12 protein-coding genes are annotated in these 14,833 nt (G+C 54.5%); 4 read left to right on the top strand and 8 right to left on the bottom strand.

The window, feature by feature from the left end:
- Window positions 1–93: 93 nt before the first annotated feature.
- From mraZ to dinB, 3 genes are all read right to left on the bottom strand, one after another.
- On the bottom strand, window positions 94–525 hold the full coding sequence (gene mraZ, locus ARCH_RS03380) for a division/cell wall cluster transcriptional repressor MraZ (RefSeq protein ID WP_013169897.1): 432 nt from the start codon (window positions 523–525) through the stop codon (window positions 94–96).
- 475 nt (window positions 526–1,000) lie between these two features.
- Entirely contained in the window at window positions 1,001–1,396 is a 396-nt protein-coding gene (locus ARCH_RS03375) for a DUF3040 domain-containing protein (protein ID WP_013169896.1), read from the bottom strand.
- A gap of 62 nt (window positions 1,397–1,458) precedes the next feature.
- Window positions 1,459–2,685: a DNA polymerase IV gene (gene dinB, locus ARCH_RS03370; protein WP_013169895.1), complete on the bottom strand. Its 1,227-nt coding sequence runs from the start codon at window positions 2,683–2,685 to the stop codon at window positions 1,459–1,461.
- 60 nt (window positions 2,686–2,745) lie between these two features.
- On the opposite strand from dinB, the gene ARCH_RS03365 reads away from it, so the two are divergent.
- Window positions 2,746–3,567: a spermidine synthase gene (locus ARCH_RS03365; protein ID WP_013169894.1), complete on the top strand. Its 822-nt coding sequence runs from the start codon at window positions 2,746–2,748 to the stop codon at window positions 3,565–3,567.
- On the opposite strand, the gene ARCH_RS03360 is transcribed toward ARCH_RS03365, so the two are convergent.
- Window positions 3,564–4,586 carry a PAC2 family protein gene (locus tag ARCH_RS03360; protein ID WP_013169893.1) on the bottom strand — a complete coding sequence of 341 codons (1,023 nt, stop codon included), beginning with the start codon at window positions 4,584–4,586 and terminating at the stop codon, window positions 3,564–3,566. The two genes, ARCH_RS03365 and ARCH_RS03360, sit on opposite strands and share 4 nt — an antisense overlap.
- A gap of 157 nt (window positions 4,587–4,743) precedes the next feature.
- Between ARCH_RS03360 and ARCH_RS03355 the strand changes: the two genes are divergently transcribed.
- Both ARCH_RS03355 and ARCH_RS03350 read left to right on the top strand, forming a co-directional pair.
- The gene (locus ARCH_RS03355) at window positions 4,744–6,999 is read left to right on the top strand and encodes a HelD family protein (RefSeq protein ID WP_013169892.1); all 2,256 of its coding nucleotides are present in this window, start codon (window positions 4,744–4,746) and stop codon (window positions 6,997–6,999) included.
- A gap of 97 nt (window positions 7,000–7,096) precedes the next feature.
- Window positions 7,097–9,136, top strand: coding sequence for an AMP-binding protein (locus ARCH_RS03350; protein WP_013169891.1), 2,040 nt, complete (start codon window positions 7,097–7,099; stop codon window positions 9,134–9,136).
- A gap of 93 nt (window positions 9,137–9,229) precedes the next feature.
- Here ARCH_RS03350 and nrdR read toward each other — a convergent pair whose 3' ends face one another.
- Window positions 9,230–9,706, bottom strand: a complete 477-nt coding sequence (nrdR, locus tag ARCH_RS03345) for a transcriptional regulator NrdR (RefSeq protein WP_041640342.1) — start codon at window positions 9,704–9,706, stop codon at window positions 9,230–9,232.
- A gap of 52 nt (window positions 9,707–9,758) precedes the next feature.
- On the bottom strand, window positions 9,759–10,004 hold the full coding sequence (locus tag ARCH_RS10100; RefSeq protein WP_187286517.1) for a LysM peptidoglycan-binding domain-containing protein: 246 nt from the start codon (window positions 10,002–10,004) through the stop codon (window positions 9,759–9,761).
- 501 nt (window positions 10,005–10,505) lie between these two features.
- Here ARCH_RS10100 and lexA point away from each other — a divergent pair.
- Window positions 10,506–11,294, top strand: a complete 789-nt coding sequence (gene lexA / locus ARCH_RS03335) for a transcriptional repressor LexA (RefSeq protein WP_013169888.1) — start codon at window positions 10,506–10,508, stop codon at window positions 11,292–11,294.
- Between the two features lie 9 nt (window positions 11,295–11,303).
- On the opposite strand, the gene ARCH_RS03330 is transcribed toward lexA, so the two are convergent.
- Window positions 11,304–13,247 carry an ATP-dependent DNA helicase gene (locus ARCH_RS03330; RefSeq protein ID WP_013169887.1) on the bottom strand — a complete coding sequence of 648 codons (1,944 nt, stop codon included), beginning with the start codon at window positions 13,245–13,247 and terminating at the stop codon, window positions 11,304–11,306.
- Complete coding sequence (hflX, locus tag ARCH_RS03325; RefSeq protein WP_013169886.1) at window positions 13,240–14,820, bottom strand: GTPase HflX; 1,581 nt, start codon at window positions 14,818–14,820, stop codon at window positions 13,240–13,242. Before hflX ends, ARCH_RS03330 begins: the two co-directional genes overlap by 8 nt.
- Between the last annotated feature and the right edge of the window lie 13 nt (window positions 14,821–14,833).

Here is a 14,833-nt window from a genome sequence, read left to right as displayed (position 1 = left end):
GCTCACACCCAGCGCATCTACGCCACACAGGTCCCCCGCTAGCCGCCTGAAGCTGGGGAATTGCCTCAGGAAACTAGAAGAGGGCCAACGCGGCTAGAAAACACCAGGAATAAGTTCTTCTTCCCTGTCAGCGAATTCATCTTCACTTGTTGTTAGGAAGGTGTTCCATGCTTCCGCATCCCAAATTTCTACATGATCACCTGAACCAATAACGGCCAGTTCACGATCCAGCCCTGCATAGCTACGAAGCGCAACTGGGAGTGTAATGCGCCCTTGTTTATCAGGAACTTGATCGTTCGCTCCAGACAGGAACACTCGAGTGTACGTTCGAGCTTCCTTGGACGTCATCGGCGCTTGCCGTAACCGTTCCAAAACCTTTTCGAACTCTGCAAACGGGAACACGTATAAACAGTGCTCCTGACCTCGCGTTACTACCAGACCGTTAGCTAATTGATCACGAAACTTGGCAGGAAGAATGAGACGCCCCTTGTCATCAAGCCGTGGCTCGTAGGTACCAAGGAACATCGTTCACCCCCCTTCATGCAACGTTGCCTCCACTTTACCCCACAACCCACCACGTTTGGGATTGAAAAGGATATTTGCCGCGCAGAATTATTCTAAAATCGCCAAAAAGTAAGTGGAGTGAATAACGTTACTACAGGTGCTTATGTCCATAAAATCCCTTAGATTGGCTGATATTTGCTATCTACACAGCCATGAAAACCTACCTGTGGAGCAAAGTGGAGGGACATTCAGCCGACTCCGCTTCTCGCCTGGCGCACCTGCAAAAACCTTGAAAATCCGACACGCCCTGCAACATACAGCGAGCCCGTGCCGGATTTCCTATAAAAATGCAGGTGCCGCGAGGCACTGCGAGCCACCGCGAAGCGCTACGAGCCACCGCGAGGCACTGCACTGCTACATATAGTCACAGACAAAGGCATACAAAAATGGGAGCAGGCAACCTGCTCCCATCACACATATTTCAACAAAGACCTTGCTAGAATCCGCCTTCTTCACGGCGCTTCTCGAATGCGCGCTTTTGGCGCTCCAAAAAGCTTTCAACAGCACTACCGCTCTGTGGCTTCGGCCCTGGCGCAGCACCCGCTTCAACTGGAACTTGGGACATGCCTTTAAGAATATACATGAGGCCAAGCCACACAACCACGGCCCCAGCTACACCAACAATAATTAGTTCGGTAGCAACGCCTGCCAAAACCACACCCAAACCTGAGACAGCAATAATCAGCCCCAGCACAAGGTGGCGCGCGGATAGGGCCATGCGGGTCTGGTTAGGATCTTCCGGAGCCAACGATTCAGCAAGCTTTGGATCCTCACCTTTGAGTTGTGCTTCGAGCTGTTCTAGCATTTGACGCTCGTAATCTGACAGAGCCATAAATGGTTCCCTTCTCATGCTGTTACATCTTCACAATACCGGAACTATCCCCAAGGTCAAGATCAGAGCGAATCTGATTCGTTCTTTCGCACCAACGATCCCTGTTGAAGCGATCCACTTCCGAACTTTTGCCGCACAAGATCCATGGCTTCTTCGGCTCGCGAGCGCCGCCCGTCGTCTCCGAGGGTGAGTTGGAGGCCGTCGTTTTGGTGTGAGAGTTGGCCGGCGCGAACGCCAAGTAGTCGGATTCCTTTGTTTCCGATGGGAAGTTGTGTGAGGAGTTTGGTGGCGGCGTCGTAGATGTCTGCGCCAGTGTTGGTGGGGGCGCCGAGGGTGATGGAGCGGGTGAGTGTGGTGAAGTCGGAGTAGCGGACTTTGATGGATATTGTTCGCGCGTAGGTGTCTTGGGCGCGTAGGCGGCGGGCGACGTCGTGTGATTGGTAGAGGATTGCTTTAAGTGCGTCGGTTGTAGAGGTGACGGGATCGAAGAAGGTGTGTTCGCGGGAGATGGATTTTTCTTCGTGTTGGGGTTGGACGTTGCGGCGGTCGTCTCCGATGGCAAGCCGGTAGAGGTGGTTGCCTTGTGCTTGCCCGAGGATGGTGACGAGCCGTTGTGGTCCGATTGCAACAACGTCTGAGACGGTGTCGATTCCTTTGCGGTGGAGGAGTTCGCGGGTTTTGTCGCCTACTCCCCAGAGTGCGCCTACGGGGAGGGTGTTGAGGAAGTCTTGGGTGCGGTGGTGGGGCACGAGGAGGAGGCCGTCTGGTTTGGCGTGGGCTGAGGCGATTTTTGCTACGTGTTTTGTGGAGGCGATTCCGATGGAGGCTGGGATTCCTTCGTTGGTTCGTATCCATTCGCGTATGGTGGTGGCGATGTGGGTTGGGGTTCCGAAGAGTTTGCGTGCTCCGCTCACGTCTAGGAACGCTTCGTCTACGGAGAGTTGTTCCACGGCGGGCGTGATGGTTCGCAGGTAGTCCATGACGCGTTGTGAGATGGCGGCGTATTTGTGGCGGTTTGTGGGGAGGATGATGAGGTGTGGGCAGCGCCGTTTTGCAAGGCCGACGGGCATGGCTGAGTTCACGCCGTAGGTTCGGGCTTCGTAGGAGGCGGCGGAGATGACGCCGCGTTCTAGCCCGCCAACGGCTACGGGTTTCCCGATGAGTTCTGGGCGTTCGAGTAGTTCTACGGAGACGAAGAAGGCGTCCATGTCCATGTGAAGGATGGGAGTGTGGGTGTCGTCGTCGCCCCAAAAACGGCGCGCGGCTTGCGATCGTGGTGCTTTGGACACGTCTTCCCCTCCTTTTCGTTTCTTTTAGCGTAGCGTGGTTGTGCCGGTTATGCTGAAGCAATGGCACGTAAATCTCAGGCTTCAGGTTCGCTCACATTTCAGACGTCGATGGCGTGTGTTCGTATCGACACGAACGATTCGCTTCGTACGCTTTTTATTGACGACGCCGAATCCACGGCTATCGATCTCAATGATCCGTTGCATTTGGAGTTCGAATATATGCAACATGTTCGCGAGGCAATGAACGTTGTGTTTGCGCCAGATGCGCCGTTGCGGATTCTTCATTTGGGTGGGGCTGGTTGTGCGTTGGCGCGTAGTTTTGCGGCGCAGCGCCCAGGATCACGCCAGTTGGCAATCGAAATCGATCCGGAGTTGGCAACGATTGCCCGGGAGTATTTCGATGTGCCGTCCTCCCCTGCCGTGCGGATTCGTACGCAGGATGCCCGCACCACGTTGGATACGAACTCTGGTTCGTGGCATGTGATTATTCGCGATACATTTATCGACGGCCGGGTTCCGGCTTATATGGCTTCGCAAGAGGCTTATCTTCGTGCTGCGAGTTTGCTGGCGGAAAGCGGCATTTATTGTGTGAACGTTGCGGGTGAACGCGGGCTTGGCCCCGTCTATCGGGAAGTTCAGGGAGCACGCGCCGCATTCGCCCACGTCGTTGCGATCGCTGATCCGGCGATTATGAAGAAGCGCCGGTTTGGGAACGTTATCCTAGTAGCGTCGCATGTTCCGTTGGATACAGATGCACTCGATCGCTTGTTGCGTAAGTTGCCGATGCCCGCGCGGTTCATTAATGAAACCGATCTTCTGCGCCAGTCTGCAGGAGAATCTGCCGTAACTGACGCAGAGGCCGGGTGGCCGCGTGCTGATTAGTTGCCGTGTTTACGGTTGAACAGTTGGGATAGCGAATTCTTGAGTTGGGTGCGCAGGTCCTGCGCTTGTGCAGGTTCTGCCGCTTTCGTCTTTTCTTTTGGTGCGCGTTCAGGCTGGGTGACGATCCCTTCTAGTGGGTTCGAATCTTGCATGGCTAAGAATCGTTCAACCGCAGCGCCAATTTCATCTGGCGTTGGGAGTGGCCCCGATTCTTCATGTATTTTCACGAAGCCTTGGTCAGATGAATCGTATTCTTCTTCAAATTGGGCTATCATGCGTGCGAATTGTTCGTCTTGTTCGGCTACGCCGACGAGTTCCACCGCTTGCTGATCTTCGTGTTGTTCCAGATCTCCAAGTGGGATTGTGGGGCCGCCGAGCGTTGCCAGTTGCCGTACAACCGCGAGCGCACCGGAGAAGAATGGCATATCTGACCTGGACATATATAGTGGCACACGCACGCGAATGTTCGTTGCTTTGTAGCCTTGGGTTCCAAGTTGATATTCCGCGTAGTCGGATAACGACGCCGGATGGCTGGCTTGCCCGTGAACAATCGCAGGGTTTTCTACGTGTTGCGTTGTTCGGATAAGCATATCTGCCGGGCGCGTATGCGGGATCGGCGCTGGCATACCGTTGATAGAGAAGATGTGTTCGACTCCGAAACGGGACACGATTTCCAAGATGTCTTCTGTGAGGCGTGGCCAATGAAAATCAGGTTCTGTTCCATGCAAGTAGAGGAACGGGTTGCCGTTGACATCAGTGACGAGCACAAGTGACATTCCTGGTTCAAAACTGGAGGCAAGAATCCCATCAACATAGGTGACGATTGGCCGCTGTGCTCGATAATCGTAGAGAGGATCTGCATCAAAAGTCGCAACCTCAACAGAATCGAGCAAATCAATGCACGCATTGACGGCCTGCCCTATGGCACCAGGATCAACTAAATGATCAACTAGTCCAATCAGCAACGTTGGAACTGTTACATCCCCTAGGTTCTCAGGATATGTCACAAAGTTAGCCATCAACCCTCCTCAAGTATTCATCACTCTTAACTGTAGAACATCATGCCATTAGTATGCTGGTCTCGAATAGCGATAGCGTCACATCGTCAGTCAGGTGTGCATCTGTGCTCAAAATAAGGAATAATTATGGGACTTGATTTTTATTCGGAGGGCACACGTGACCGATCAAACGGAACTTACCGCGCAGCACAAAGCCATCGCAGAAGAACAGACGTTCGTCTCGCAAGCGTATGATGCGCTCGATGCTCAGCGAGCATACTACGCTGATCAACTAACGAAAGTTCGTGCACAAGGCGGCCGCGGAACCCCAGGTCAAGTCTCAGAACGTGACTCGTTTGCAACACATTATGAAGATAACCTTGTGCGGTTACGCAATGTAGAAAATCGGCTCGTGCTTGGCCGCCTTGATACTCAAGACGGCAAAATTCACCACATCGGCCGAACCACACTTCGCGATGGTAACGATGACATCATTTTAACCGATTGGCGCGCCGCCCAATCCGAACCATTTTATCAAGCAACAGCAGCTCACCCAGGAAACGTGCGCCGGCGTCGTCATATCCAAACTCGGCTCCGCACAGTGATTGGAGTGGAAGACGAACTACTTACCGATTCCGATACCCACTCCGATGATCTCAACCTCACCGGTGAAGGCGCGCTCTTCGCCGCGATGAGCAAAGCGCGTGACGGGCGCATGGGCGATATCGTTGCCACAATCCAAACCGAACAGGATCAGATCATTCGCTCCGATGTGAACGGAATCCTCGTTGTGCAGGGTGGGCCAGGAACCGGCAAAACCGCCGTAGCGCTCCACCGCGCCGCCTACCTTCTCTATACATACCGTGAGCGTCTCTCACGCTCCGGCGTCCTCATCATCGGGCCCTCCCCAATCTTCTTGCGTTACATCGATCAGGTGCTTCCAGCGCTCGGTGAGTCCGACGTCGTCTCAACAACTGTCGATGATCTGTTACCAAACGTGCGCGCAACAGCCACCGAACCAGCAGACGTCGCCGCGCTGAAAGGCGATACTCGCTGGGCCGAATTCGCCAAGCGCGCAATCCGCAAAATCGTGGAAAAGCCGCGCCGGGACACCGCAACCATCGTTATCAACGGGAAAAAACTCACACTCACCCCCAAAATGGTAGATGCGGCACAACGCAAAGCCCGCCGATCTGGCAAACCACACAACCAAGCCCGCGAAATCTATGCAAAACGCCTAGTGGAACAACTCGCGCAGCAGCTCGCAGATGCACTCGACATCGATCTCGTCCACAACGATTTCCTCTACGGAGACGTGATCGAATCGATCGATGCCCGCCGTGAAATCAACCTGCACTGGCTACCGTCGTCGGCAACTACGCTCCTTGCGCGAATCTACCACTACCCCGAACTGCTGGCGCGAATCGCACCCGAACTCACCGACGCCGAACGCGCGCTCCTACACCGTGATCGTTCTTCCGGATTCACCCGCGCCGATATCCCTATCCTTGACGAACTCGCAGAACACCTCGGCGAATTCGCAACCGACGCGGAACGCGCCCAAGAACGCGCACTCGAAAACCAGCGGCGAACCCACGATTCCTACGTCTCTGACACGATGGATGCGATGGGGCTCGGCGGCGGGATCGTTAATGCAGGCGACGTCGCTGAACGCCTCTACGGCGGCGATAGCGCAGATACACTCGCGGAACGCGCCACAACCGATCGCACCTGGACCTACGGGCACGTAGTTGTTGACGAAGCCCAAGAACTCTCCGACATGCAATGGCGGATGATCGCACGGCGCAACCCGTCACGCTCTATGACAATCGTTGGGGACGTCGATCAGCGGCCGGACGGCGCGCCAAGCGGCGGCTGGAAGCAGGCGCTTGGCGCACTTGGCGAGTTCACACGGATCGATCAACTCACCATGTCCTACCGCACGCCATCATCATTGCTCGATCGGGCGTGTGCGGTGATGGGCAACATTGGGCACCCGGTGCGGCCAGTACGCGCCGTACGCGATCTGCCAGATACCTACGTGGCAGATTCGGTTGAGACTGCCACATTGTTTGATGCTCTTGTGGCACGGACGGGCGCCGAATGCGAACGGCTCGATTCCCAGTATGGGCAAGAGCACGGTACGTTGGCGATCATCGCACCAAACTCCCTGCTGGCGCGCACGAAAGAAGCCATTGTTGGCAATCCTGCGTTAGATGCCTGGAGCATTGATAACTCTGGCACTGACGTCACGAAGCGTATCCGAGTCATGAACGCTCGCGATTCAAAAGGCCTAGAATTCGATTCCGTGATCGTTGTGAATCCGATGGGGATCGCCAAGGAAGGCCCGGGCGATCTTTATGTGGCAATGACTCGCGCAACCCGCAGGCTAGCTGTGGTCACAGATGCGCCGTTGCCGCCAGCTCTTTCGTAACACGCCGCACAACACACCACATATCAACCTACGGTCTGGTAGCTTTACGATTAGACGATCAGTTTATCCACTCGCGGTCACTAAAGGAGAGACGGATATGACCAACATGGAACGAGCACACGAACACTACCTCAATGGCGTACCTACATCTATCGACATCCCCAACACCACGGTAGAACGTATGCTCATTGACGCGGTAGCAGATTACCCGAACCGCGTGGCCATCGACTTTTTGGGACGCGAATGGACTTACGAACAGATCACCTCCGATGTTGAACGCGCGATCACTGTACTGAAAATGTGTGGCGTGCGCGAAGGCGACGTCGTCTCCGTCATCCTCCCCAACTGCCCACAGCACTTCACCGCGTTCTACGCCATCACTGCACTCGGCGCTACCGTAGCAGAACACAACCCACTAGCCCCGTTGGCCCAACTCAACGACCAGCTCGATCTAGTCCAATCGCGAGTAGTTATCGCCTGGGAGCAAACAATTGAAAAGCTCCTGCGAGATGGAGATTTCCACGGCCGCACCTACCTCTCAGTCAATCTAGTCAAAGCTCTACCGTCCAAATCCCAATTCCTTTTGCGGCTGCCAATCAAGGCTGCGCGCGAACAGCGCGCTAAACTCCGCGGCAACGTACCGGCAGGCGTCCATTCGTGGGACAATCAAGTAAAGTTCGCTGATCCATCCAACATCACTACCGCCTCTTATGTATCACCAGATTCGATCGCTGTCTTACTTCAAACCGGCGGCACTACTGGCACACCTAAGGCAGTCAAACTATCCCACCGGAATATCGTTGCGAACGCCAAGCAAACCGAAGCGTGGCTTTTACACTTCGAACGCGGTAAGGAAACAGTTGCCGCCGTGCTACCGTTCTTCCACGCCTTCGGCCTTCAACTATCGTTGAGCGTATGCGTCAATTCCGCCGCCACCATCGTGATGACTCCATCGTTTGACGTAGATATTCTACTGGCCGGCCATGCCCGCCATCCGATCACCTTCTTTGGTGGCGTGCCTCCAATGTACAAGCGTATTCTGGACGCCCTTGACAAGGGTAAAAAGGCAGACCTCACGTCGATTCAATATTCTGTTGCTGGAGCGATGGCGCTTGATCCTGGACTTGCCACCCGATGGGAAAAAGCCACCGGCGGCTACATTATCGAAGGCTATGGCATGAGCGAGGCCTCCCCTGTCCTTTCTGGCTCTCCCATGTCACCTGATCGTCGCCCATCCACCTTAGGCATCCCATTCCCATCCACCGAAATGAAGATTGTGGATCCAGAAGATCCTTCACAGATCATTACTCGGGATGGAGACGTAGGTGAGATTTGCGCACGTGGGCCACAGATTTTCCAGGGCTATCTAGGTAACGACGAAGAAACGGCTCACGCATTCTTAGAGGGCGGCTGGCTTCGTACCGGCGATCTTGGATTCTGGGACGACGGCTTTATCGTGATGGCCGATCGCAAGAAGGAAATGATCATCAATGGCGGCTTCAACGTCTACCCTTCCCAAGTTGAGGATGCTGTACGTCAAATGCCAGGCGTTGTTGATGTTGCCGTGGTAGGTATGCCAACCGATTCTTTCTCAGAATCAGTTGTTGCCGCGCTAGTTTTGGAACCTGGGGCTGTTGTGGATATCGACGCAGTGCGGAAGTGGACTGAAGATAAGCTCTCCCATTACGCGATGCCTAAATCGATCGCGATTCTTGACGAACTTCCTCGTTCCCAAATCGGCAAGGTGATGCGACGTGCAGTGCGTGACAAGCTTTCTTCGTTTGAACTTAACTCTGGCCAGTGGCGTGAGAAGCTTTCGGAAGCTTCTACGAATGCTTCTTCATTAGTTGATGAATATTGGGTGGCATTGCGCGAACGTGCCGAAGCTTCTAAAGAGGATTGGAAAGATTGGACCGAACAGAACGCTGAAAAGTTCGAATCTTTCCGGCTTAAGTTTATGGATCGCATGTCGAATGGCACTGACCATGCTGAACTTACAGAAGAGATGGAATCATCTGCACGTCAATCTGGACTTTCTGTGGATAGTTTCAAAGCATGGGTGAGCCAATATCGCGGCGGGCTTTTATCCTCTAAGCACGGCACTGAGCAGCGTAAGCCTAAAGATTCACAAGAGTAAAAGTAGATTGTAGATGTTGTCAGAAACCCCAGTACAGAAATCAAAGTTGCTGTACTGGGGTTTTGCGTTAATAGATTATTGGCGGCGCTCCGCTTAGTTTTCTTCACAATCGGCTCGCAAAACTTCCCAATCGGCTCGCAAAACATCAATTGCTTTTTCGAAATCTTCAAGCGAATCGAAGTTCGAATAAACGGATGCAAAACGCAGATACGCGATTTGATCGAGGTGCCGTAGAGGTTCAAGGATCTCCAGACCGATATCATGCGCATCAATCTGTGCGATTCCTTGAGCCCGGATGCTTTCTTCTACTTTCTGGGCAAGCACGGCAAGTTGATCATCAGTAACCGGCCGCCCCTGACACGCTTTACCGACACCAGCGGCAATTTTTTCACGCGAAAAAGGTTCCGACGTACCTGATCGTTTCACAACCATGAGTGTTGCAGATTCAGACGTAGAGAAACGACGTTTACACTGTGGGCATTCGCGACGGCGCCGGATGACTGTTCCATCATCAGACGTACGAGTATCAATCACGCGCGAATCGGCGTAGCGACAGAAAGGACAATGCATAGTCCAACAGTAGCGCGTTAGAGACATCTTTCGCAGAACAAACTACTAAAATTTAGTATCTAGGTAGAATAAGTTTCTGCCCAGGACGTACAACTCCCCCATCAATCACATTCAATGCGTAGATGTCTGAGACCACACGTGAACTTTCTACCGGAGCATCGAGAGATTCAACAATGGAAGCAATCGTATCCCCTGGCTGCACAACAAGAGACTCACCTGCTTGCGGGGCTAAACCAAAGAACGATGCAACTAGAACAGCAGCAAGGATTGACGTAGCAAAAAGAGTAATAGTATACACAACACCACGAAGCCGTATGTTTTTTACACCCGTCCTAAGCACGGCAAATCCTTCACGCATATACCCCCATAATTCCAAACTAGCTGCCGGTTCAGCAGATACTGCGCTACGGCGCTGATTGTCTAACCGCCATTCTATAGAGCCTCGACTATCGAGAATACGCGCAGGAGATGCCGCGCTAGGAACAGCATACAGAGACCGCTTACCATCACTGCGCGGCATATCTGGCCGAACAGCAACACGTAGCCGGGAATTACGCACAGAAGCAGGATCTTGTATGCCACCCGCTACCCGCATCACGGGCTTTACTGTGCGAGTTGCCTGGATACCACGATCTCTTATCTCCACAACAGACATCATCGACTCCTTCTGCCATTCATTCGAACACCTGTTCTAATAATAGCCGAACGCGAGCGCCGTGTCTAGAACAAACGTTCGAATACATCCGAACATGTGTTTGATTGTTACGCCTGCCTACATTAGGCTTAATACAAGGAGATCATGCGGCTCCCACATACTTTGGTGAACACTTCTCCAGCTCGTTCACTCAACGCAGGCCCCGCATTCACACATCTCAACGAAAGGGAACCAATGCCTCGGCAACCTCAATTGACTCCACGGCAACTCGCCATAGTTGATACCGTACGTTCCCTTCTCGCTTCTCGCGGTTACCCACCTACTGTGCGCGAAATCGGAGATTCAGTCGGTCTAAAATCTCCATCATCCGTTAAACACCAACTTGATTCACTCATTCAACTTGGCATCTTTAGCCACGATCCACGCAGATCACGCACACTTGAAGTAACCCCACTGGGGATGAGCCTCGATACGGAAACTGGGGAATATACGCGCTCCTCCATCCTTCACTCGCTACCATCTTCTGCCAGTGAATCATCAGAATTCGCCCCTGCTACTGCCACGGTTTCCGTGCCACTCGTTGGCCGTATCGCGGCAGGCGCACCTATCCTCGCAGATCAACATATAGAAGATGTGTTTGCACTTCCTCGCCAGCTCACAGGCTCTGGCGAACTTTTCATGCTCCAAGTCAGCGGTGATTCCATGGTCGATGCAGCAATCTGTGATGGAGATTGGGTTGTCGTACGCCGCCAACCCAATGCCGAACAAGGTGAAATAGTGGCAGCAATGATCGATGGAGAAGCCACAGTCAAAGTTCTCTCCCGAACCGATGGCCACCAGTGGCTCCTACCACGAAACCCTGATTACTCGCCAATCCCAGCAGATAACGCACAGATAATCGGGCGCATCGTTACCGTCCTACGCTCGCTCTAACCACAAGCGCTAGCTTTCCGAACCCTCGCTCGCTAACCGCTGCAACACTCCACGTACGATCTGCGGATCCGTAGTCGGCCACATCTTCGGCATCGATGCCAACAAAAAGCCCGAATATCGTGCCGTCCGTAACCGCGGATCCAGCACAGCCACAACACCACGATCAGTGGACCTACGCAACAAACGCCCAGCCCCCTGCGCCAATAAAAGCGCAGCCTGAGTTGCAGCAACATTCATAAAACCATTCCCGCCACTGTGAGCAACAGCCTGCGAACGTGCCTGCATCAACGGATCATTCGGCCGCGGAAACGGAATCCTATCCATAATCACAAGACGGCAGGTTCTACCCGGCACATCAACACCCTGCCACAGAGAAATCGTGCCGAACAGGCACGCGTCGTCGTCGTCAGAAAACAACGAAACCAAGGTTGAAAGCTGATCTTCGCCCTGAACAAAAATCGGAACCTCAAGCCGATCCCGTGCAAACTCTGCCGCCCGAATCGCAGCCGCCTTGGACGTAAACAACACCAACGCACCGCCACCCGATGCCTCGATTAACTCAACCATCTCGGTGAGCTGTTCGTCCCCATAACCCTCTTTCCCCGGGATCGGCAGGTGCTTCGCAACATACAAAACGCCCTGCTTTTCGGGAGTAAACGGACTCCCCACGTCAATACCCTCCCACGGGCCTTGGCTGGGAAAACTCAACCCCACGCGGGCAGCCATCACGTCAAACGAATCGTTGATCTTCAACGTAGCCGAGGTCAAAATCGTGGGCCGGCCATCAAACAACTCATCGGCAATCGCGCCCGCAACGTCCAACGGCGCCGCATAAAGCGCGCCTGTTCCGTCAGCAAACTCGGCCTTCCACGCAACCAAAGTCTCGTTCTCAATCGCGCCGGAGAGCAGATCCTCGCACAACTCCCCCACTTCAACAAGCCGCGAACGCAAAATCTGCTTCGCGATCGTCTGATCCTCATCTTTTCCAGACATGCCCGCAACATTTTCCCCCGCTTCGGCAACGCGGCCAGAGAGGCGGGCGATCGCATCGAACAGTACTTGTGAAAACTTAACGATGCGCCCTTCGGGAACGTCCGTGAGAAGTTCCGCGATCTCATCTGCGGATTCGTCCAGATCAGAATCGTCTAGGCCAGAGCTCCGCATCATGCGCGCAATCCCGGCCACGTCGTACTTGGACAGTGTGCGGGTGAGCTGGTTCGTGACGCGATCAACAAGTTCGTGGGCTTCGTCGATGATGAAGGCCTGCGTTTCGGGCAACACAGGCGTGCCGGTGGCGGCGATCCCAAGCATGGCGTGGTTGGTCACTACCACGTCGGATTCTTCTGCCGCCTCACGCGCTAGATACGGAAAACAACTTTGCCGAACAGGGCATTTTTCACCAATACATTCACGTTTGGGAACGGAGACTTGCCCCCATACGCGGTCGGTTACGCCCGGCACCAGATCATCGCGATCCCCGGTGTCCGTGCTCATCGCCCATTCACGTGCCCGTATCACTTCTTCGCCTGTGGCCGTTGCCCCCACTTCGCCTTCGGCCCGCGAAAGCAACGTGCCTTCTTCCGGATAGCCGCCTGTGGCTTTCCGCAAACACACATAGTTATGCCAGCCTTTGAGGAGGGCCACGTTCACGTGTGCGCCAAGTTCATTATGGATCGCGTCCTTTACGCGCGGCGCATCATGCAACATAATCTGACGTTGCAGCGCCAGCGTTGCCGTAGAAATCACTGCGCGTTTCCCCGTTGCGGCCGCCCATGCCATCGTTGGCACAAGATAGCCGAATGATTTTCCGGTGCCTGTTCCGGCTTGCACCAGCAGGTGCCCGTCCGATTCCAACGCTTCAGAGACGCGTTCAGCCATCTCAATTTGGCCTTCGCGCGGGCTCCCGCCCACGGATCGCACGACGGCGGAAAGCAACGCGTCCAGATCACTCACGGTTCATCAGCCCTGCATCCTGGAGCATGCCGGCGATTTCTTCGGTGATGTGTGCGGTAACGTGTGTGCCTTCTTCGGTGAATGATTCGGAGAGGATTTCGCCGTCATCGTGGATCCGGGACACCAGATCGCCACGCGAAAATGGAATGGTGAGATCGATAAGGATCTGTGGACGTGGCAGGAGCTGATCGATCCGCTCTTCAAGTTCCGCGATGCCTTCGCCCGACACCGCAGAAACGAGCACCGAATCCGGGTAGCGGGAGCGCAGCGCGGCCACGTCGATCGGATCGGCCAGATCGGCTTTGGACAAGACGATGAGTTCGCGCACGGTATCTGCCCCAGGCACGTCCGCAAGCACGCTGCGCACGGCCTGGATCTGCCCTACGGGATCATGGTGGGAGGCATCTACAACGTGGAGCAACAGATCTGCTTGGCCAACTTCCTCCAGCGTGGAGCGGAACGCCTCCACCAACTGGGTTGGCAGGTTGCGCACGAATCCAACCGTGTCCGTGAGCGTATATTCGCGCCCATCGGCAGTTTGCGTACGGCGCACGGTAGGATCCAGCGTTGCGAACAGGGCGTTTTCCACCAGCACGCCTGCGCCTGTGAGCGTGTTGAGGAGCGAGGATTTCCCGGCGTTCGTGTACCCCACAACAACAACGGCGGGGACGGCTTTTTTGGTGCGCGATGCGCGGCGGGTAACACGGGCTGGTTCCATTGCTTTGATATCTGCGCGCAGTTTCGCCATGCGGGTTCGGATACGGCGGCGGTCTAGTTCGAGCTGTGTTTCACCTGGACCACGCGAACCGATACCAGCACCGCCGGCAACACGGCCACCAGCCTGACGTGACATCGAATCGCCCCAACCACGCAGGCGTGGCAGGAGGTATTCGAGTTGTGCGAGTTCTACTTGGGCTTTGCCTTCGCGCGATTTGGCGTGCTGAGCGAAAATATCGAGGATGAGCGCGGTGCGGTCGATGACTTTTACCTTCACCACGTCTTCCAGCGCACGGCGTTGCGATGGGGCAAGTTCCGAATCGACAATCACGGTATCTGCCCCGTGGAATTCCACGATTTCCGCAAGTTCTTTTGCTTTTCCGGATCCTAAGTATGTTGCGGGATCGGGTAGTTGGCGCTTTTGGATCAGACCATCGAGTACGGTGGAGCCTGCAGTTTCTGCGAGCGCTGCGAGTTCACGTAGCGAATCTTGGGCGGCTTCGTATGGCCCTTCGCGCCACAGCCCAACAAGTACTACGCGTTCGAGGCGCAGTTGCCGATATTCAACGTCCACCTTATCGTCACGTTCGGTGGCCAAACTGGTAACGCGGCGGAGCGATGAGCGTTCTTCACGTTCGAGCGATTCGCCTGCCCACGCACCTTCGTAGGCGGGGTTTTCTTGGAGTGCGGTACCTTCGTACGTGCTCAGATCGACGTGATTTTCCCCAAGTTTAGTGTTTTTTGGGGTGTGGTTATGCTCGGTTGGCTTGTGTGCAGAAATCTTCGTATCTCCTTTTACATGATGGTGTTTTATTATCTCACTTCTGGCGTGGTTTATCCATGGTGACGTAGACATTTACTGGGGAGCC

The sequence above is a fragment of the Arcanobacterium haemolyticum DSM 20595 genome (genome assembly GCF_000092365.1).
Classification (GTDB): Bacteria; Actinomycetota; Actinomycetes; order Actinomycetales; family Actinomycetaceae; genus Arcanobacterium; species Arcanobacterium haemolyticum.
This window is presented reverse-complemented; position numbering and strand designations above follow the sequence as displayed.